At 40.4% G+C, this 21,497-nt stretch carries 15 protein-coding genes; 6 read left to right on the forward strand and 9 right to left on the reverse strand.

Annotation, left to right across the window (positions count from 1 at the left end):
• The first annotated feature begins 165 nt into the window (after window positions 1-165).
• The 3 genes from WG989_RS16400 to WG989_RS16410 all read left to right on the forward strand — a co-directional run bounded on the left by WG989_RS16400 (window position 166) and on the right by WG989_RS16410 (window position 5,826).
• A complete protein-coding gene (locus WG989_RS16400) occupies window positions 166-2,574 on the forward strand; it encodes an alpha/beta hydrolase family protein (RefSeq protein ID WP_340431055.1) in 2,409 nt (802 codons plus the stop codon).
• 827 nt (window positions 2,575-3,401) lie between these two features.
• Complete coding sequence (locus WG989_RS16405; RefSeq protein WP_340431057.1) at window positions 3,402-4,628, forward strand: metallophosphoesterase family protein; 1,227 nt, start codon at window positions 3,402-3,404, stop codon at window positions 4,626-4,628.
• A 160-nt stretch (window positions 4,629-4,788) separates the two neighbouring features.
• Window positions 4,789-5,826: a DUF4369 domain-containing protein gene (locus WG989_RS16410; RefSeq protein ID WP_340431058.1), complete on the forward strand. Its 1,038-nt coding sequence runs from the start codon at window positions 4,789-4,791 to the stop codon at window positions 5,824-5,826.
• A 231-nt stretch (window positions 5,827-6,057) separates the two neighbouring features.
• Here the strand turns inward: WG989_RS16410 and WG989_RS16415 are convergent, their stop codons facing one another.
• A complete protein-coding gene (locus WG989_RS16415) occupies window positions 6,058-6,558 on the reverse strand; it encodes a hypothetical protein (protein ID WP_340431060.1) in 501 nt (166 codons plus the stop codon).
• A gap of 213 nt (window positions 6,559-6,771) precedes the next feature.
• Here WG989_RS16415 and WG989_RS16420 point away from each other — a divergent pair, with 213 nt between their 5' ends.
• Window positions 6,772-8,919 carry a glycoside hydrolase family 97 protein gene (locus WG989_RS16420; protein ID WP_340431062.1) on the forward strand — a complete coding sequence of 716 codons (2,148 nt, stop codon included), beginning with the start codon at window positions 6,772-6,774 and terminating at the stop codon, window positions 8,917-8,919.
• An 89-nt stretch (window positions 8,920-9,008) separates the two neighbouring features.
• On the opposite strand, the gene WG989_RS16425 is transcribed toward WG989_RS16420, so the two are convergent.
• From WG989_RS16425 to WG989_RS16450, 6 genes are all read right to left on the reverse strand, one after another.
• Window positions 9,009-10,508, reverse strand: coding sequence for a RagB/SusD family nutrient uptake outer membrane protein (locus tag WG989_RS16425; RefSeq protein WP_340431063.1), 1,500 nt, complete (start codon window positions 10,506-10,508; stop codon window positions 9,009-9,011).
• Window positions 10,509-10,536: 28 nt separating this feature from the next.
• Window positions 10,537-13,677 (reverse strand): SusC/RagA family TonB-linked outer membrane protein, encoded by a 3,141-nt coding sequence (locus tag WG989_RS16430; RefSeq protein WP_340431064.1) that lies wholly within the window; start codon window positions 13,675-13,677, stop codon window positions 10,537-10,539.
• 490 nt (window positions 13,678-14,167) lie between these two features.
• Window positions 14,168-14,374: a YwbE family protein gene (locus WG989_RS16435; RefSeq protein WP_340431703.1), complete on the reverse strand. Its 207-nt coding sequence runs from the start codon at window positions 14,372-14,374 to the stop codon at window positions 14,168-14,170.
• A 24-nt stretch (window positions 14,375-14,398) separates the two neighbouring features.
• Window positions 14,399-14,734: a cupin domain-containing protein gene (locus WG989_RS16440; protein WP_340431066.1), complete on the reverse strand. Its 336-nt coding sequence runs from the start codon at window positions 14,732-14,734 to the stop codon at window positions 14,399-14,401.
• 389 nt (window positions 14,735-15,123) lie between these two features.
• Window positions 15,124-16,206: an amidohydrolase family protein gene (locus WG989_RS16445; RefSeq protein WP_340431068.1), complete on the reverse strand. Its 1,083-nt coding sequence runs from the start codon at window positions 16,204-16,206 to the stop codon at window positions 15,124-15,126.
• A gap of 135 nt (window positions 16,207-16,341) precedes the next feature.
• Entirely contained in the window at window positions 16,342-16,884 is a 543-nt protein-coding gene (locus WG989_RS16450; RefSeq protein ID WP_340431069.1) for a nuclear transport factor 2 family protein, read from the reverse strand.
• A gap of 327 nt (window positions 16,885-17,211) precedes the next feature.
• Here WG989_RS16450 and ppdK point away from each other — a divergent pair, with 327 nt between their 5' ends.
• The gene (ppdK, locus tag WG989_RS16455) at window positions 17,212-19,965 is read left to right on the forward strand and encodes a pyruvate, phosphate dikinase (RefSeq protein WP_340431070.1); all 2,754 of its coding nucleotides are present in this window, start codon (window positions 17,212-17,214) and stop codon (window positions 19,963-19,965) included.
• A gap of 71 nt (window positions 19,966-20,036) precedes the next feature.
• Here ppdK and ytxJ read toward each other — a convergent pair whose 3' ends face one another.
• A complete protein-coding gene (gene ytxJ, locus WG989_RS16460) occupies window positions 20,037-20,372 on the reverse strand; it encodes a bacillithiol system redox-active protein YtxJ (RefSeq protein ID WP_340431071.1) in 336 nt (111 codons plus the stop codon).
• 27 nt (window positions 20,373-20,399) lie between these two features.
• Window positions 20,400-20,528, reverse strand: a complete 129-nt coding sequence (locus tag WG989_RS16465; protein ID WP_340431072.1) for a hypothetical protein — start codon at window positions 20,526-20,528, stop codon at window positions 20,400-20,402.
• Between the two features lie 129 nt (window positions 20,529-20,657).
• Between WG989_RS16465 and WG989_RS16470 the strand changes: the two genes are divergently transcribed.
• Window positions 20,658-21,485 (forward strand): exonuclease domain-containing protein, encoded by an 828-nt coding sequence (locus tag WG989_RS16470; protein WP_324232120.1) that lies wholly within the window; start codon window positions 20,658-20,660, stop codon window positions 21,483-21,485.
• Window positions 21,486-21,497 lie beyond the last annotated feature (12 nt).

Genomic DNA, 21,497 nt, shown 5'->3' on the forward strand with positions numbered 1-21,497 from the left:
TGCATGAAGTTCAACAGAACACTTTACAGCAGAAACAATTTGTTGAACGGTTGTTGTTAATGACAAGCTATCTGTACATTCGGAATCCTGAACAAACAGTCATTTGTGCCGATTCTCAATTAGGGCCGATGACTGTAACACGTAAACCACTAAATATATGTACGCATGAGAAAATTATCCCTTTTGTTCGCATTTTTCATTTCGCTGAACCTGTTTGCACAGGATGCAGTGAACTATCAGCTTCCGCCTAAAGACATTATGGATCTGGCTTTAGCAAAGCCCACACCAACAGTAAGTGTGGATAGCAAAGGCCAATGGATGTTGTTGATCGAACGGAATATGTACCCGTTGGTTGATGAGTTAGGTCAACCTGAAGTAAGAGTTGCTGGTCTTCGGATCAACCCTGCTAACTTTTCACAAAGCCGTCAGAACTATATCAACAACTTTACACTGAAGAATATTGCTTCAGGTAAAGAATACAAAATATCCGGTTTGCCAGCCAACCTGCTTGGCAATAGTGTTTCGTGGAGCCGGAACGATAAAAAGATTGCGTTTACCCATAGCACGGGTTCTACCGTTGATCTCTATGTGATCGACGTAGCTACACAAAAAGCTATGAAGGTGAACAAAACATCTCTCAACGTAGTGTTAGGCGGAGCATTCAGCTGGTTAGATGATAACACATTGCTCTACAAAATTATCGTAAAGCCAGCTTCTGCCATGCCAAAGCGCCCCATTACACCTCCCGGCCCAACGGTACAGGAGAGTTATGGTAAAGCGGCACCACGTCCAACTTATCAGGATATGATCAAATCGCCTTATGATGAATCGTTATTTGAATTTTTCACCACTGCACAGTTGGTGAAGAATGTAAATGGTGTTGAAACAAAAATTAATCAGCCGGCTATCTATTCATCAATCACTGCATCACCTGATAAGAAGTATTGGTTGGTTCGTACTATCCGCAAACCGTTTTCATATGTGGTTCCTGCCAATGGATTTAATTCAACGATTGCTGTGCACGATGCAAACGGAAAATTCGTGAAAGAGATCGCTAAACTTCCTTCGTCTGAAACAGCTCCTTCCGGTAGCGATAATGTGGCGGATGTACCACGTGGAATTGAATGGCGTGATGATGAAGCGGCAACTGTTGTTTGGTGCAAACCATTAGATGGTGGTTTGATTAAGAACACAGCAGAATTTCGTGATGCTGTGTATGCATTACCTGCTCCCTTCACTGCACAACCAAAAGAATTATTTAAAACAAAAATGCGTTTCGGAGGTGTAACATGGGGTAACAGCACTTTCGCTATTGTACAGGAAATGTTACGTAGCAAAGTAATCGGTCGTATGAGCCGCTGGAATCCATCAACCGGAGAAATGGAATTGCTGATGGAACGTAGCATGACAGATCTTTATGGTAATCCAGGTTCTCCTGTTACAGAAAAAAACAGTTTTGGAAGAGACGTGGTGATCCCAAAAGATGGCAAGTTGCTGATGAACAATACAACAGGTGCTTCTCCGAAAGGTGATCTTCCATACCTTGCTTATTTTGATCTGGCAACAAAGCAGAATGAGATCATCTGGCGTTGCAAAGAAGATGAATACGAAGTGGTAACTGATATTATTGACCGGAACAGCTTAACGGTTATTACACGTCGTGAAACACAAAACGATGTGCCGAACTATCACATGAAAACAATGAAGGGTGTTGTAGCCAACAGCGGCAAACAACTCACCGACTTCAAAAATCCATATCCACAGTTAGATGGGATCAGCAAACAAAAAATTTCTTACAAGCGTGCAGATGGCGTAGATCTTACAGGTAATCTCTATCTGCCAAAAGGATATGATGTAAAGAAAGATGGTCCGTTACCGGTATTGATGTGGGCATACCCACGTGAGTTTACCAATGCACGTGATGCTGCACAGGTACGTGGATCACAAAATATGTTTACACGCATCAGCTGGGGCAGTCCTATCTTTTGGGTAACACAAGGATATGCTGTTCTCGACGCAGCAGAAATGCCGATCGTAAGCACAAACCCTGATAAAAAACCAAATGATGATTTTATTGAGCAACTGAAATTGAATGCAAGAGCAGCTATTGATAAATTAGCAGCAATGGGAGTTGGCGATAGTACACGTGTTGGTGTGGGTGGTCATAGTTATGGTGCATTTATGACGGCGCATTTATTGTCGCATACCAATTGGTTCAAAGGAGGTATTGCACGCAGTGGTGCTTACAACCGCACACTTACTCCGTTCAGTTTTCAAAACGAAGACCGTACTTATTGGCAGGCTCCGCAATTGTATTTTGATATGAGTCCGTTCAGCTACGCACACAAGATCAAAACACCGATCTTATTGGTACATGGTGATACAGATGACAACACGGGAACGTATCCTATTCAAAGTGAGCGTATGTTCCAGGCATTGAAAGGGAATGGTGGTAATGTGCGTTATGTGAGTTTACCTTACGAAGCACATGGATACCGTGGTAAAGAAAACATCCTTCACCTGTTGTGGGAAGAGCATATGTGGCTGGAGAAATATGTGAAAGGAAAGAAATAGTTTGTAGTAAATAGTTTATAGGTAGTCGGGCATGAACGAAAGTTTGTGCCCGATTTTTTGTGGTGATGAGTTTTATTGATTGATTGCTTTCTTTGTTAAGAAAGGAGCTCAAATCAATGACTATTTAAAAAGAAGGTGCGTATATTTAAATATAAGTCGCATCATTCTAGTTAATAATGGCAAAAGAAGTGAAATCCAAACGTAGAAGCAGAGTACCAAGAACCACGATCATTTTCATTTGTCTAATTGTGGCTGGTTTTATAGCTGTGTTATTCCGTTTTCAAATTGGAGATTTTCTATTACGACATTTCGGCAAATGCACAATAGCAAGTCTAACAAGTGAACTTAGGTCTACTAAATATATGAAACCAACATATGTTTACTCATTTCAAACCGACGGACAATTTCACAGCGGAAATTCACTAATTGAAAAAGGAACTGTAAATCTGCAAAATCATCTATGTGTTATTTACATTCCCATTATGCCAAGTATAAACAGACCTTTGGCGTATTTTCTAACAGTCGAAAAAGTCTGTAACTGTGAATGATATACTTTTGTACATGCGGCTAGTACAACAAGTTTATATTAGCAGAAAAACAGACATCTTTCATCACGAAAATTTATAAACGGGTGCAACCCCTTATTTTACGGATAATTAATCAGAATTAAATTTGGCATGAACGAATGTTTGTGCCAAATTTTTTAATAGCAATGCCAGAATTGAATAGCCGCTGAAATTTGTATATTTCTGAAGATGGTTGTAATATTGGCTATCATTGAAGAGATGGATTAGTACTTCATTGCAAAACCATTATCTGCCAATAAAATGGAAAACCAAAAACCTTCTTTCAACAGGCGAAAATTTCTCACCAATACCGCAAAAGTTGTTGGGGTAGGAGCTGTTGGGTACATTTATTTCAGCGGACGTGATAATGAAGTAACATCGGTTGAAACTCCTCCAATGAACAAGCATGTGTTTCTTACAAAGCCATACTTGCATAGCTTGATGCACAACAGGATGACTGTTCGGTGGATCACCAATAAGCCCAGTTACAGTTGGGTTGAATATGGATATGAACCGGGAAAACTTGATCAAAAAGCATTATTGGTTACTGATGGACTGGTAAATGCCTATGACCGGATTCATGAAATTCACTTAGATGAATTGCAATCGGGAAAACAATACCACTACCGTGCTGTATCAAAAGAGGTACGAAGTTTTGAGTATGAAGACAGTATTGAATATGGAGAAACAATTTATAGTGAAACATATAGTTTCAACACGATAATTGAAAATGCTGAAGAAGTAAACTGGCTTGTTCTGAATGATATACATGATAGGCCTTCCTCTTTTCCTTTACTGCTTCAATTAAATAAAAATAATCCATATGATCTGGTGTTCTTAAATGGCGATATGTTCAATTATCAGGCAGGTGAAGAACAGATCATCGAGCATTTACTAAAACCTTGTTGCGAAGCTTTTGCATCGCAAAAGCCGATGTTGTACGTACGAGGAAATCATGAAATGAGAGGAAAGTTTGCCCATCAGCTAAAAGATTATTTTAGTTACCCGGAACCTCAATTTTATCATTATCAATTGGGGCCTGTTTTGACGATTGTATTAGACACAGGCGAAGAGGAAATTGATACGGGGTTTGATCAATCAGATATATACCGGGAGAAACAAGCGAAATGGCTGGAAGAGATCATGCAATCGGAGCTGTATCAAAGAGCAAAGTATAGAGTGGTCATGATGCATATACCGCCTTTTTATTCATTTGACCAGAAAGGATCACGTCATTGTAAACAAGTATTTTCTCCACTATTTGACCGATATAAAGTTGATCTCGTAATAGCAGGACATACCCATACTTATGGCGTGCACCCTCCGGTCAAGGATCAACATGACTATCCGATAGTTATTGGAGGAGGACCGCTTGAGGGAAACCGTACATTAATTAAAGTAAACGCTAACAATCAGGCGCTACGGTTGCAGATGCTGAAAGATGATGGAAGTATCGTTGGGGAATATAGGATAGAAGCCGAACGATAAATACATTCAGCAAATCATTCATCGGGCATGAACGAGAGTTTGTGCCCGATTTTTTATGAGACAAAAAGGAGTAAACAATAAACAAAACTGCTAACTTCACTACAAGCTTTTTGCAAGAAGTTGTGCAAAAAAACACTTTAAATAACCTAATTAACTTCTAATGTTTAAAAAACTACTAACCGTTTCTTTATTTCTTTTGTCTTGCGGTTATATCTATTCTCAACAGCCTTTTAGCTTTACAATTATTGATTCGGCTGGCACAAACTCAACCTTGACAATAGGGGAGTCGTATTTCATGCAAAAATTTGGAATGAACGTAGACTCCGATTCCGTTGTTTGTAAAAACAATAGATATATTTTTAAGGGTACGTTGGAGCACCCTACTGCAGTAAGAATATATTTTTCAAACAATAAAAAATACGGGAGGTTTAATCACTTTTTTTTCATAGAGCCGGGTAATCAGGAAATAGTTATCAAGAATGGAGAAAAGGGACTTTTTGTAGCCAGCAGGCCGGCTACAAAAATTGAAAATGAGTATCAGTCGTTTTTGCAGTTTGTCAATTCAGATAACGCTGATGCTGTTCTTGAACCGAAATTGCTTGTTAGTTATATACAGAAATATCCTTCATCCTATATTGGATTATTTAAGCTAATAGATCAGTCTTTAATGAGTGGATTTTCAAAAGAATTTACGGCCGTAAAAACACTTTTTTCAAGCGAAATAGTTAAAACCAAAGAATACAAGTATTTTGAAAACAGGTATCTGAGGCAATTAAATTTAAAAACCCTTTCAGTAGTAAATTCAGAAAAAACGAAAATCAAAATAGATTTAAGCAATACGGAAGCGAAACACACATTGCTGGTGATTTGGTTTAATGATTGTTTACCATGCATACACGAAATGAAGCAGCTTGTACAATTAAACCATAACTCGGAATTCAGCAAGAAAATCAGAATAATACATATTAGCGTAGATAGCTTGAAATTTATTAATGAAAATCGTACAACATTAAAGAAGTACGGCGTTAGCTGGAAAAATTATTGGGATGTAAACGGCGAACAGCTAAAAAAATATATCATTTTAGACAGTTATCCCAGTTCATTACTTCTGGATAATAGAGCTAATGTTGTTGCGCAAAATATTGACCCCGAAGAAATACTCGAATATATCAGCTCTGGCAATATTTCGCTGGAATGAACCGAGACGAAATTTGCAGTCTTTTCTTCCAGACAGTGTCTCCCAAGAGGCAAGGTAAACCATCGAAGAAGATTTTGGAGATACCTCGCTTTTTAAAATAACCGAAACAATGAAAATTATCCATTTCATTTGATTAGATGGAGGAAAAGTATAATAAAGTGAAATTAAAGAATACACCTGTAAGCTTACGCTGTCACCTTTAAGAACGAAAGATTGTCCTTGATTTCTTACTCATTCGTCGAGATATTTGTTTGTATTAAGCTGAAGAAGAGGATTATTGTTCTGAGCGGTTAAGAGATATCGCTGAAAGATCTTTTTCTTTTTTGGTTCAACCAAAACATAAGCAATTTGAATTTGGCTGTTTTCTTTAAATGTAATTTTAAAGAGATCCCATCCAATTGAACGGTAGAATTTATTTTCCTGTACACTCCAAACAAAATGTTTATAAAACCAATGTGCGCCTATTTCATCGATTCGTATTAATTGGGAATGAGAGACTGTGTTTTTAGAACCTATTTGCAACAGATGATTTCCGGCGTATGCTTCCTTGGCTTTTATGATTGGTATGCCAAGCGTAAAAACAGTGAGTCCAAATATACCTGCCAGAAGAAGATACCACAGCGGTATCCCAATTCCAAGATAAATTAACAAAAGACTGGCAATACAAATCAATACCAATCCAATCGTAACTCTGATTTTTCTGCGTTCTGCTTTTCCAAGGCTGTGAAGCATAAACAAACAAGTTGTCTTCAAATGTATTCAACAATTCGTAACTGAAGCGACTGTAAAAATAATTCAGGGATGTTTATTTACCCTTCCGCAAACGTTTTCAATGATGGAAATCAGCAAAACATAGTCAATCTCTCCATTTCAATTAGCCTTTTGTGCTGTTGTTTCCTGTTTCAATCTACTAACTTTACGCCCGACTCTTAATAAATTTTGATTATGAAACAATTCATTTGTTCTATTACAGCAGCGCTGCTGATTTGTGTATTTACCTTTGCACAGGAACTTCGTTCGCCTAACGGAAATTTCCGGTTACAGTTTTCGCTCACCAATACCGGCAAGCCGCAGTATCAACTTTCATTTAAAGACAAAGCGGTGATTCTTCCCAGCACATTAGGACTTGAATTAAAAGCCGATAAAAAATCATTGCTCCACGATTTTACAATCACAACCACACAGTCCAATACAGTTGATGAAACATGGCAACCGGTGTGGGGTGAAGTAAGTAATATCCGTAACAACTACAACGAATTGGCTGTTACGTTGCAACAAAAAGAAACCAATCGGCAACTCGTTATTCGTTTTCGTTTGTTCAATGATGGATTGGGGTTTCGTTACGAATTTCCGGCGCAGAAGAATTTCAATTATTTCGTGATCAAAGAAGAGCATAGTCAGTTTGCTATGGCCGGCAATCATACTGCCTGGTGGATCGCCGGCGATTATGATACACAGGAATACGATTATACCCGTTCCCGTTTATCAGAGATACGTGGTTTGATGAAAGGTGCTATTACCGGCAATGCATCGCAAACGCCTTTTTCACCAACAGGTGTGCAAACTGCCTTGATGATGAAGAGTGATGATGGCTTGTACATCAACCTGCATGAAGCAGCACTTATTAACTATTCCTGCATGCATCTGAATCTTGATGATAAAACCAATGTGTTTGAAAGTTGGCTCACGCCTGATGCAGTTGGCGATAAAGGTTATATGCAAACGCCGTCTACCTCACCATGGCGTACAGTGATTGTAAGTGATGATGCCCGTGATGTGCTTGCTTCGAAAATGGTCTACAATCTCAATGAACCAAGCAAGATCAAAGAAACATCCTGGATCAAACCCGTGAAATATATTGGTGTTTGGTGGGAAATGATCACCGGTAAAAGTGCTTGGTCGTATACCGATGATTTCCCCGCAGTACAATTAGGTATTTCTGATTTTGCCAAAGCAAAACCCCATGGACGGCACGGAGCAACTACTTCCCATGTAAAATATTATATCGATTTTGCTGCAGAACATGGTTTTGATGCAGTGCTGGTAGAAGGTTGGAATGTTGGATGGGAAGATTGGTTTGGTCAATCGAAAGATTATGTATTTGATTTTGTTACACCTTATCCTGATTTTGATGTAGTGGGTATTCGTGAATATGCCAAAGCAAAAGGCGTGAAGATGATCATGCATCATGAAACATCATCATCGGTACGTAACTACGAGCGACATATGGATACGGCCTACAAATTCATGAAAGCAAATGGCTACGATGCAGTGAAGAGCGGCTATGTTGGAAATATTTTACCAAGAGGCGAGCATCATTACAGTCAGTGGATCATTAATCATTATCAGTATGCTATTGAACAGGCAGCGAAATATCAGATCATGGTGAATGCACACGAGGCGATACGGCCAACCGGTATTGCACGCACATGGCCGAACCTGATCGGCAATGAATCGGCACGTGGTACAGAGTTCCAGGCATTTGGCGGTTCAAAGCCAAACCATGTTGCCGTGTTGCCGTTTACCCGTTTAATCGGTGGACCGATGGATTATACTCCGGGGGTATTTGAAATGGATATCAGCAAACTGAATCCGGGCAACAACTCACATGTAAACAGTACACTCACGAATCAACTGGCCTTGTATCTAACCATGTATAGTCCGTTGCAAATGGCAGCCGACCTACCGGAGAACTATATGCGCTTTCCCGATGCATTTCAGTTTATTAAAGATGTAGCGGTTGATTGGAGCGACAGTAAATACCTGGAAGCCGAACCCGGTGCTTATATCACCGTTGCACGGAAAGCAAAGAAAACCGGACAATGGTTTGTGGGAAGTGTAGGAGGGGATGAGTCACGCACTTCAACGATTATATTTGATTTTTTAGAGAATGGCAAAAACTATATTGCCACCGTTTATGCTGACGCTGCCGATGCACATTACAAAACAAAACCACAGGCTTATACCATTAAGAAAATGGCGGTAACCAATAAAACCAAACTGAAACAATGGGTGGCAGCAGGAGGTGGGTATGCTATCAGTTTTGAAGAGGCAACACCTGAGATGATCAAAGCGTTGAAGAAAAAGAAATGAATGGTCAGTTAAAAAAGAAGAATTCATAAATAAACAAAAAGGCCATGCGAAATGCATGGCCTTTTCTATTTTCTGTTTACCAAATCCTCTTAGTCATTTTGCACCGAATTTGGATTTGCCTGAAGCTCCGTAATTGGAATTACAAATTGCCACAGGTTACTACCGGCAGGCACTTGCATTAAACCACCTGCAGATGCAGATACATAGTTTGGAACAACTGTTCTGTCAAGTGGCAGGTTCAAACGTTTTAAGTCAAACCATCTGTGACCTTCTGCCCAAAGTTCAACACGACGGTGAAGCATGATTTCATCAATCAATGCCTGTCCTGTGTTGGTACTTAAAACATAGTTTGGATCTCTGTTTTTCATGAGCGTAAACAATGCCTGTTGCGCATCCGCTTCCTTACCGGGCGTTCTTGCATACGCTTCTGCCATTATCAGATACATTTCCGCTAAACGGATATAAGGTACATCTCCAATGGTTGGGAGTGTTCTGATTGAAAACTTACGGCTCATATAAGGCACTCGGGTAAATGCTGTAGTCGGCAGCGGGAAATTGGCCGCAGTTGGCGCTGGCTCCCACATTTTTTTCCGCACATCAGTATTTGAAAGTTGCGTGTACAAAGCAGAATTAATTCGCTTGGGAACACCACGAACATAAGTCGTATTTCCATTGTATGAAATTTGCCCCATAAATGATCCAAATGTATCGCCCTGATCATCTTGAATATAGGCACCCCATAACCACTCAGGGTTTGAGAGATCATTGAAACCTGCTTGATAAGCTGCATTCGTCATCAGCGAATGACCGCCCAAGTCTACAACTTGCTTTGCAAAAGCAGCTGCGTTTACATAATCCTGCATCGCCAAGGCAACTCTTGCACGAATGGCCAACGCTGCTTTACGGCTCAAAATCGATTTTTGCTGCGGACCGGAAGGAGCTGTAGATGCGCTGCCAAACGCTGTGATGGCATCGTTCAGGTCCTTAATGATCTGTGTATAATTTTCTTCTACTGTTGAACGTGGAAGTTTAAGATCAGTAGCAGTAAGTGGCATTGATACTCCTAATTGCGTATTGGGAGCCCCCGCAGCATAGCGCTTTCCATAGATCTGAACAAGGTAAAAGTACGACCATGCACGCATGGTTAATGCCTCAGCCTTTAGCTTGTTTTTATCAGCTTCAGTTCCGGTTGCGGCATCGATATTGTCCAGCAATGAATTGGCATTGCCGATACAACGGTAATACATACGGAAAGGATAAGCCGTATATCCATAACTGTCATTACGATGGTTTACCCAACCGCCGGTACCGTTACCTGGTGAGTACCAGGTTGCTACAGCCTGATGTACATCTTCACCCATAAAATCGAACATCAACATAATACCGCCCTGACCGGGTTGGTTTTGCTGATCGTATCTACTGTATAAATAACGGTAGATACCGTTCATTACATTCGCAGCATTTCCTGTGGTTGTAAAGATGGCACCTGCATCTGCACTACCTGTAGGACCCACATCAAAATAATCTTTTTTACAACCTGAGATAATCAGGACCATCAAAGTTGTAATTGCTATTAATATTTTTTTCATAATTTATTTAATTAAAGAATGACAGAAATTAGAATGTAACATTGATACCCAGGTTCCATAACCTGTTGGGTACATAAACCGGGCTATTTGTTCCATTAAAACTTTCAGCAGGGTTCATTCCTTTACGTTTTGATAAAATCAGTAGATTTTCACCACCAGCATACACTCTTGCCTGATCGAATCCGATTTTACCTACAAATGATTTCGGCAGTTTGTATGTAAGGGTAATGTTTCTGAAATTTAAGTACGATGCATCTATCAAAAACCGATCAGACTGAGAGTTGAATTGTCCGGTATTGTTGATGTCTAAGCGTGGGATATCTGTAACATCACCTGGTTTTTTCCATGCACGCAAAGCATCAGTATGCAAAGCACGACCGTAGCTGATACCCAGCAATCCTGCATAGTTACCATCATAAAACTTACCACCAACTTGATAGTTCACTAAGAACGACAGTGAGAAATCTTTCACAGTTACAGTACTGAGTACCGATCCAAAGAACTTTGGAATAGCAGTACCAGCATAATGAAACGCTGCATTGTTTGGATTGGTTGTAACTGTATCGCCTTTAGCATTTACACGGTAGCCGGTTGTAAGGCCGGGCAATGCATGAAACAGACCTGCTCCATCTACTGGATCAACACCAGCCCATCTTCTTAAATAGAAAGCGAAAATATCCTGACCTGCCTCCAAACGTTTGGTACCACTTACAATGGTAGGAGTTGTTTCGGGCAACTTGGTGATTCTGTTTTTCAAAGCAGTTACATTCAATTGCACATCCCATTTAACAACCTTAGTTTTCACTACATCAAAATTCAATTGCGCTTCAATACCACGGTTCCACATGGTTCCGATGTTTTCGTTCTTCACTGTAACAGGTGCAGATAAACCTTGAGGTACTTCAAATAACAGATCGGATGATCCACGATCGAAATATTCGATTGAACCCGAAATGCGGTTATTCAACATACCAAATTCAACACCTATGTTGAGTGTCTTGTTAACCTCCCATGTTAATTCAGGAGTTGGTACAGTTGATAATAATGCGCCCGGATTGGTTGAGTTATTGAAGCCTAAACCATATAATGCCTGGTATTCAAAGTAAGAACCCAATTCATCGTTACCTACTGTTCCGTAAGATGCTCTGAATTTCAAGTCGTTTACCCAGCTTACATTGGCCATAAACGCTTCACGCATTACCGACCAAGAGAAACCTGCAGAGTAGAAGTTACCCCAACGGCTTTGTTCTGAGAAACGGGAAGATGCATCTCTGCGGTACGATACATCGAAATAGTATTTTTTATCGAAGTTGTATTTAACACTTGATAAATAACCCTCTCTTCTTAAACGGTTCAAAGAACCATTTACAGCGTTCAATACCACAAAATTTGCTAATTGGATATTACCATCGAGGTTCATGCCTCTTCTGGAACCACTAAAGAACTGGTCGTTATTTTGTTGCGACTCATGACCTACTAAAGCCGACACCTCATGCAAGCCAAACTCCTGGTTATAGTTCAAAACCTGGTTGAATGAAACAGTGCGGAACTCATTCGCAGTGCGGCCTGCTGTACCACCTGCAGTAACACCATCACCCACAATACGGTTCTGGAAAGTTTGAGTGCTGGTATTGTTTAAATCAATACCTGCATTGCCAGTGAGCGTGAAATATTTTAAAAACTTCGTTTCGATGAAAGTACGTGCAATAATGCTGTTTCGTTTATCAATACTTTCATTCAACATCGTTTCATAAATAATATGACGACCGGGTGAAGCACCGGCAGGCCTGTTGATAGAACCCGGGTGAATACCATAATCATAATATTGATTGCCGAATGGATCACGAATAGGGTCACCTGTTGCATCCCATGCACGTACAGGATATATAGGTCCCATTCCTCTTGCAAACACAAACGGATTAATGAAGGTGTTAGAACCATCGCCGGCAGCCTGATTAGAAGTTACCATGGCAGCGGTTAGGTTAATACCGGTTTTCAACCACTCTTTTACTTGTGAGTTAACCGCAATACGTGCGTTTACACGCTGGTAATCCGATTTGGTTACAAAGCCTTTGTCATCGAGATAGTTCAACGAAAAATAGTAATCAGATTTATTGATTTTTGACGACAAATTGAAACCAACTTCATTGCGCATACCGTTCCGTTCGATCGGTCCATACCAATCAAAGTCGTTGTATTGAAGATCTGCATTGGGATTCATTAAACCATTTACATCTACTATCTGATTATTTGGTACGCCAAATGGGTTGTAGATCAATTGTGCGGCGATACCATTGGTAGCATTTTGTGCGGCAACAGCTTCTGTTTGGCCTGTACCTGTTGTAGGAAACATTAAACCATGTTTCATGGCCTGCCACATCAGCGGGTAGTACTCATACGCACCTACACGGTCGTATTCAGCAATACCTCTTTCTGAAAAACCAGTGTTCACAAATACATTCACTTTAGGAGTACCTGCTTTACCTCTTTTGGTAGTAATCATTACCACACCATTGGCAGCACGTGCACCATACAGCGCTGTGGAAGATGCATCTTTCAACAACGAAATACTTTCGATATCGTTGGTGTTAAGATCGCCGATAGCGCCACCATAAGGGAAACCGTCAACTACATACAAAGGAGCGGAGCTTGCATTTACTGAACCAAAACCTCTGATACGCAACGCTGCAGAACTACCAGGTTGACCGTTGCCCGAAGTGGCAGCAATACCTGGTGCAGCACCTGCAAGTGCCTGCGATAGATTGGTGGTAAGCCTGTTCTCCAATTGTTCTGCGCCAATTTTAGACACAGAACCTGTGATCGACTCTCTTTTTTGAGTGCCGTAAGCAACTACCACTACTTCTTCCAATGATTTTGCAGTGGAGGTCATAGCAACATTAAAGGTTGTTCTGTTACCAATAGCAACCTCAACCTCTTCAAAATCGAGAAATGTAATCACTAAGGCTTTTGCTGAAGCAGGTACGTTTAACTTGAAAGTACCATCTGAAGATGTTGTTGTACCAACACTTGTTCCTTTTACAATAATCGAAACACCAGAGAGTGGTGTCCCATCTTTTTCGTCTGTAATTTTTCCGGAAACAGACTTTTCCTGTGCCATTATGTGTAATGAACACAATAACAGCAGAACCACAGTAAGCAGTTTTCTCATGCAGATTTCGTTTAGTTTGTTAAAAAATGGTGGTGAATTCAAGAGAAGCTGAGAACAAGCAATCGAATAAGAGTATCATAAGGTTGGTGGGCAATTTATTTGGTTTTCGTTAAAAAAAACAAAATAAATTATGAACGGTATTAACTAAAGGACACGCAACAAACAAAAATGCTGCATGAAACATAAAATCAATTTAAAAAAACTCTTCGTGTTGAACATCCGTATCTATTAGATAGGAAAAGTTCAACAAGTATAATTCAGACAAGTCCTGTAGCACCAAATAGACAAATGGAACGTACTACAAATGATGACAGTTTAAAAATTAATCCTGTTCGAAATAACATAATAGATTACAGACGAATGTTACCACAAAAATATGGATTCGTTTAAGTTGATAGATTTGTATAACATGAGGACTGAGTAAATCACTTTCCATCCGGAATCATTGTGGCAATATTTTTGAAACCCTTTTTCAAGTACCACAAACAAATCACTCATCTTCATCCTCAACAATTTCCTGCACCCGCCCGATCTGCCCATCCTGCAAACGTACTTTAATACCACGGTGATGGGTAGGCGCACTGGTGAGCAGATCTTTTACAATGCCTTCTGTTAATATGCCGGTACGTTGATCTTTTTTTAATACAATGAGTACTTGCATACCTGGTTTAATATGTGCTCGAATGGTTCCTTCCATTTTTGTAATTATCAAGAGTTGTGATTATTGAATAAAATCTTCCCGCATAGGACTAAACACATCGATGAGTATGCCTTTCTCCAGGCACACAACACCGTGTTCAACATTCGACGGAATATGAAAACCATCACCCGCCGTCAGTACTTTTCTTTCACCTGCAATCTCTACTTCAAACACGCCACTCTCAATATGGGTTAGTTGTACATGCACATGTTTATGTACAGCCCCCACAGCGCCTTGTTCAAAATCTACTTTCACAAGCATCAATGATGGATCGTACGCCATGATCTTGCGACGGATACCATCGCCGGCAGGCTGCCATTCCAATTGTTCGTTTTTAATAAATCCGGCTTGTTGCATAGTGTAAAAATAAGTATCTCTTGAAACGATGCCCGCCTTTTTCCTTTTTCAAAAAGAGTTTTGGCATGCAAGATTATACGTGCAGGTTTAAATCAGAGTGGATTTAGTCAAGAGCATGATTAAACAATTGCTATTTCATCAATACAATTTCCTAAATTCATTTCTCACCAAAGAAAAGGAGGTATTCATGAAATCTACAGATCAATCATGGACGCCATCGGTTATTATCGGGTAACCGGGCTTTCTCCATTCGAATAATCTGGGCTCGAGGAGAGCCAAAGCCACCAATTGTATTGGTGGCTTTTGTTTATTGATGATTGCTTCTTATTTCTGACAATGAAATTAAATCCTCTGGTGTTTTGGCAACCCCCGGAGGATTGTTTGGTATATTACTCCGGCCATCCACTCTTATCAATATTTGGAATAATGCGCAGCGCATTTTTATAATACACTTTCTTTAAAATAGCATCCGGTAAACCCATACCATACATTGGCCAGAAGGCATGGTATTTTTTGTGATAAGGAAAATATTCATCTTCCGTTTCCAGCACACGGAAATAGGTGGCATATTCAGAAGGTACCCAACTGTCTTTTCCAAACAAAATGCGATCCTGGTATTTGGTGAAGAAAGCCTTCGCCATTTTTGGTTGTCGGCCAATCTCTGCGATCACCGCACCAAACTCAACAACAACATTCGGCATTGCATCGAGAATACCGCTTAACTTTTGGAGATCATTCGGATACCAGCCAAAATGCGCAGCAATGAATGTTGTGTTCTTATGTTTTTTGAACAGATTATGTTGTTCGTTAATCAAGGTTTCAAACGGCACCGGATTATCAGCACCACGTTTACGGTTTGGGTTAATGATTAACTCCAGCCAACGTTCATTGGTATTATCCAACGGATCCCAAAACGATTTTGGATCGGCTGTATGGATGATGACAGGTATTTTTAATTCACCTGCTTTTTTCCAAACAGCATCCAGTCTTGCATCATCCACAGGAACACGATTGCCATTAATATCTTTTACGCTAAAACCAAGACTCTTGTAAATTTTTAATCCATTGGCGCCGTTCTTGACATCATCTTCCAGTTGCTTCGCCGCTTTTTCGCCCCAACCGGGTTCGCCCACACCTTTAAAATCTACATTGGCAAATACAATAAAGCGACCGGGTTTGTTTTCTTTAATATTCTTCGCAGCACCGCTGATCTGCTCACCACTGCCACCGCTCAGGTTCACCATTACCCGCATATTCAATTTATCCATTTCTGTGGTAAGCGTGTTAAGATCCATTGTGGGCATACGGAACTGATGATTGTGTACATCAATAAACGGGAATTTTGATTTGGTAACCGGATGCTGGGGAACCACTAATGTTGAAGGAGGATTATAACTTTCGAAATCAATTTTCTGTTGTGCACTTGCGGCTGTTGCCAGCAATAAAGTACCGATAAGAAAAACCTTGTGCATGTTGATGATTATTTTTGTGGTTCAAAGAAAGCAAGTTATCGAACAGAATCGTTTCCGCTTGTCATTTTTTAACAGGGTACAAATAAAAAGCCCGGAAGCAAGCCTCCGGACTCTATCGATCAAGCATGAGAAAACTTATTTTGCCATTGCTGCATTAATAGGCACACGATCGAGGTACTGCACTACACGGTCAATTTTATCGTTGGCATCAAAATGCTGCACAGTGTGTATTGACTGTATCATGCGTTTGCCGGTTTTATATTTTGCATTCGTACTATACCAACTGAGTAACCATACACCTGCAGCTTCTGTCGCCTGTGTTTGGTTTACTTTCACCGGCAACCATATTTGATTGGTAAAACTGATCGAGTCAATGTTGTTCGCTCTTCTGTCTTTCCAATATTGAACAACAGCAGCTTTTCCGACAATTGAGTCGCCATTGTTCCATTGCCACACAATGTTATCAGCCCAGTTGGATGACCATGCATCAATATCACCTGAGGTCATGCTGGCTAATCCGCTTTTCCCGATCTCAGTGTACTTGGGATCAGCAAATTCAGCAGGTTGGGCTTTGGCTTCGGTAGTGGCAGGAGTAGTTTCGGAAGCTTCGTCTGGTTTGGGGTTGTTGCAGGCTGCAAACAAAAGGAATGACATCATTCCAACAAGAAATCGTTTCATGTAAGATTGTTTTAAAATGTGAATAAGAAAGGGGAGATCAAAATATGGTTCACAATGTGCGGAAGGATAAGAAAGCTACTCAATAAAAATGGCATTGTCAATATCTGCTCAAAAGTTTGGGAGCAGTTTTTTAAGTAATCATAGTCAGCTTTCAGTTCTTAAATACTGACTGTGGTAAGCTTTTTTCTTGCGGACAATCATTCTTTGCCCCGTGCACCACTTCTACTTTTACTTCTGAAAAAAAGTTATTAAAAAGGAACGATTGCGAAAGCAACATGAGTTGGGAAGCGCAGTATTTCCTCTCAGTACATTCAAAAACTTCTAACAATGGCAACAGTTAAAAAACCAATCAAGTATGTTTATTCCTTTGGTGGCGGCAAGGCCGACGGGAATGAATCAATGAAAAATCTATTGGGTGGAAAAGGCGCAAACCTGGCCGAAATGGCGGGCCATCCGAACTTACGTTTACCGGTTCCTCTAGGCTTCACACTTTCTACTGAAGTATGTACCTATTATTATGATCATAAGAAAACCTATCCCAAGGTGTTAAACCAACAGGTGCAGGAAGCATTGTTGAAAATGGAAAAAATCACCGGCAAAAAATTCGGTGACGTAAAAAATCCACTGCTTGTTTCGGTACGCTCCGGTGCAAGGAGAAGTATGCCGGGCATGATGGAAACAGTATTGAATGTTGGTTTGAATGAAAATACCATCAAAGGAATTATTGAACAAAGCGGCGATGCCCGTTTTGCCTATGATGCATATCGTCGTTTGATTATGATGTATGCAGATGTGGTGATGGAAAAAGCCGGAGGTATTGAACCCAAAGGTGGAAAAGGTATACGCAAAGTATTAGATGAAAAACTGGAAAAAGTAAAACATACAAAGGGATATAAGTTCGATACAGATCTTACAGTTGATGAATTAAAAAAACTGGTGAAAGATTTCAAAGCAACGGTGGTAAAAGTATTGGGTAAACCCTTTCCGGAAGATCCATCTGAACAATTGTGGGGTAGTGTGGGTGCAGTGTTCAGCAGTTGGATGGGTAAGCGTGCCATTGAATACCGCCGCATTGAAAAAATTCCTGACGAATGGGGAACTGCTGTAAACGTACAAGCAATGGTGTTTGGAAATATGGGCGATAAAAGTGCAACAGGTGTTGCCTTTACACGCAATCCCGGCAATGGTGAAAATTATTTTTATGGTGAATACTTAGTGAATGCGCAAGGTGAAGATGTGGTGGCAGGTATACGCACACCCGCACCTGTAAATGAATATTCAAAAAATGCGCAGAGCGAACATTTTACTACACTTGAAAAGTTAATGCCTTCGCTTTACAAAGAATTATATGGTTATCAGCAAAGGCTGGAAAAACATTACAAAGACATGCAGGATATTGAGTTTACCATTGAAAATGGTACACTGTATATGTTGCAATGTCGTGTTGGTAAACGCAATGGTGTTGCAGCTGTTCGCATGGCAATGGACATGTATAAATCAAAATTGATTGATGCAAGAACAGCGATCCTTCGTGTAAGTCCGAATCAATTGGTGGAATTGTTATTACCCATGCTTGATCCGAAAGTTGAATTGATTCAACCGGTTATTGCAAAAGGATTACCTGCTGGGCCCGGTGGTGCAAAAGGCCGTGTAGTATTTACATCGGAAGATGCAGTTGAATGGGCATCAAGAGGAGAGAAAGTAATTCTGGTTCGTGAAGAAACATCACCTGAAGATGTAGATGGCATGCATAAAGCACAAGCGATTCTTACAACAAAAGGTGGTATGACGTCGCATGCTGCTCTTGTTGCACGTGGCTGGGGTAAATGCTGTATTGTTGGTTGTGGAGATATTGAAATTCATGCAAACACAAAAGTCTTTCATGCAAAAAATGATGTGATCATTAAAGAAGGTGACTGGATCAGTTTGAACGGTACCAAAGGGTTGGTGTATGAAGGCAGCATGGCATTGGTTGATATTGATATCGAAAAAAATGCTTCTTACAAAGAACTCATGAAGCTGGTTGATAAAACCAAACAGATTGGTGTGCGTGCAAATGCTGAAACTCCTGAAGATGCATCAACCGCATTTAAGTTTGGAGCAGAAGGTATTGGTTTGTTCCGCACCGAGCATATGTTTTATGGCGAAGGAAGTGAGCAACCATTGTTTCTCCTGCGTAAAATGATTGTAAGTAAAACAGAAAAGGAACGGAGAGATGCGTTGAATGGCTTGTTCAAATTCGTAAAGAAAGATATTAAGGATACACTGGAAGTAATGAAGGGAAATCCTGTTACTATCCGTTTACTCGATCCTCCGTTGCACGAATTTGTTCCGCATGATGCAGAAAAATTACAGGAGTTAAGTAAAGAGTTGGGTATCCGCATGAGTGTATTGAAAAGAAGGGTATTGGCGTTGCATGAAAACAATCCGATGCTTGGTCACCGAGGTGTGCGTTTGGGTATTAGCTATCCTGAAATTACGGAGATGCAGATACGTGCCATCTTTGAAGCAACCGTTGAGTTAACAAAAAAAGGCAAGAAGGCATTACCTGAAATTATGATCCCGGTTGTTTGTGGTAAACATGAGCTGCGTCATCAGCGGGCTATTGTAAACCAGGTGTACAAAGAAACCTGCGAAAAAATGGGCGTTAAGAAAATACCTTACCTGTATGGAAGCATGATTGAAATTCCACGTGCTGCATTAAAAGCAAACAGCCTGGCAGAAGAAGCCGATTTCTTCAGCTTTGGTACCAACGATCTTACACAAATGAGTTTTGGTTTCAGTCGTGATGATATTGGCGGCTTCTTGCCGAAATATCTTGATCTGAAATTACTGCCATCAGATCCATTCCAAACGATTGATCAGAGTGGAGTAGGTGAACTCATCAAAATTGGTGTTGAACGGGGACGGTTAACAAAACCCAATCTCAAGATCGGTATTTGTGGTGAGCATGGTGGTGATCCGGAGAGTGTGATCTTCTGTCATAAAATTGGAATGAACTATGTGAGTTGTTCTCCGTTCCGTGTGCCGATTGCCCGTTTGGCTGCAGCACATGCTGCATTGGAGTTCCCTCGAAAATAATAGCTATGCAGAACCATTTGTTTGATTATGACCCTAAAGAAAAAGGCCACCTTTACGGTGGCCTTGCTTTTTTAATTCAGTTGAAGTTGATCTTTTATTTCGTCCATATCAATGCCCATGTGGCTTTCATCATAAACACATTTTCCTTCTTTGATTACCAATATTTGTGGCGATTCGTGTTGAACAGAAAAACGGTCGGCAATGGAATTCGACAAGGATCGATAGGAGAGCAGATCCAAATAATAAAAAGGAGTTTCCTCGGGAGCTGTCGCCTTTTCCAAACGGTTTTTTGCAACTGAACTAATGCTGCAAGTTGTGCTGTGTTTGAAAATAACCTGTGGTTTCTCTTGCGATAAAAGAATAACCTGCTCCAACTCTTCGGTGGAACGTAACGGGATCCAATTCATGTAAAATTAATTTACTGTAATAACAGCTTACGCACGGAAAGGTTTATTGCTGGAACTGGTAGGACAACCCATACCACCTTTTTTGCTGCTGGCGCAAGAAGTAAATGAAACGGCTGCGATGGCAACCACAACGAGAGTAATCAGTACTTTTTTCATAAATAAAACGGATTTTGGTTCCGCAAAAATAACCATGTTTTTGAGAATTTCATCGAAATTACCTGAATTAAACGCTCACTAAGTGTATTTCAGTATCTGATGGTGGCTTTGTTTTAGCTATTTTTGCTCATGAGCCAACAGATTTCGATGGGTTTCGACGCTAATAACCAACCCGGTAACAATAACATGAGTTTACAACTGAACCGTCCGCTAGCCGTAATAGATCTTGAAACCACAGGTATAAATATCAGCAGCGACAGGATCGTTGAAATCGCCATCGTGAAAATTATGCCCGATGGCAGCCGCCAGGTAAAGCGCAAACTGATCAACCCGGAAATGCCCATTCCTCCCGGCTCAACCGAAGTACACGGCATCAGCAATGAAATGGTGAAAGATGCGCCAACGTTCAAACAGGCTGCCAATGAAATTAAAATGTTCATGGCCAATTGCGATCTGGCTGGTTATAATTCCAACCGTTTTGATATTCCGTTATTGGTTGAAGAATTTCTGCGTGCCGGTTTGGACATAGAATTGAACGATCGCTCATTGCTTGATGTGCAACGGGTGTTTCATATGATGGAGCAACGTACACTTAGTGCAGCGTATAAATTTTATTGCGATAAAGTATTGGATGGTGCTCATAGTGCAGAGGTAGATGCATTAGCAACCTGGGAAGTATTAGAAGCACAGGTAAAACGTTATCCGCAAATGGGTGCAAGTGTTGATGCCATTGTAAAGTTTACAGGCGAAGATCAGATCGTTGATTTTGCCCGGAGGTTTGTAATGGAGAATGGTGTAGAGGTTTTTAATTTCGGAAAACATAAAGGCAAGCCTGTAACATTGGTATTAAAGCAGGAGCCTCAGTATTATGATTGGATGATGAAAGGAGATTTTCCTCTGCACACCAAACAAAAGCTCACAGAAATATTAAATCGTACCCTGTTAAAAAAGAACTAAACGTTCTTGCAG

Source organism: Lacibacter sp. H407, assembly GCF_037892605.1.
Classification (GTDB): domain Bacteria; phylum Bacteroidota; class Bacteroidia; order Chitinophagales; family Chitinophagaceae; genus Lacibacter.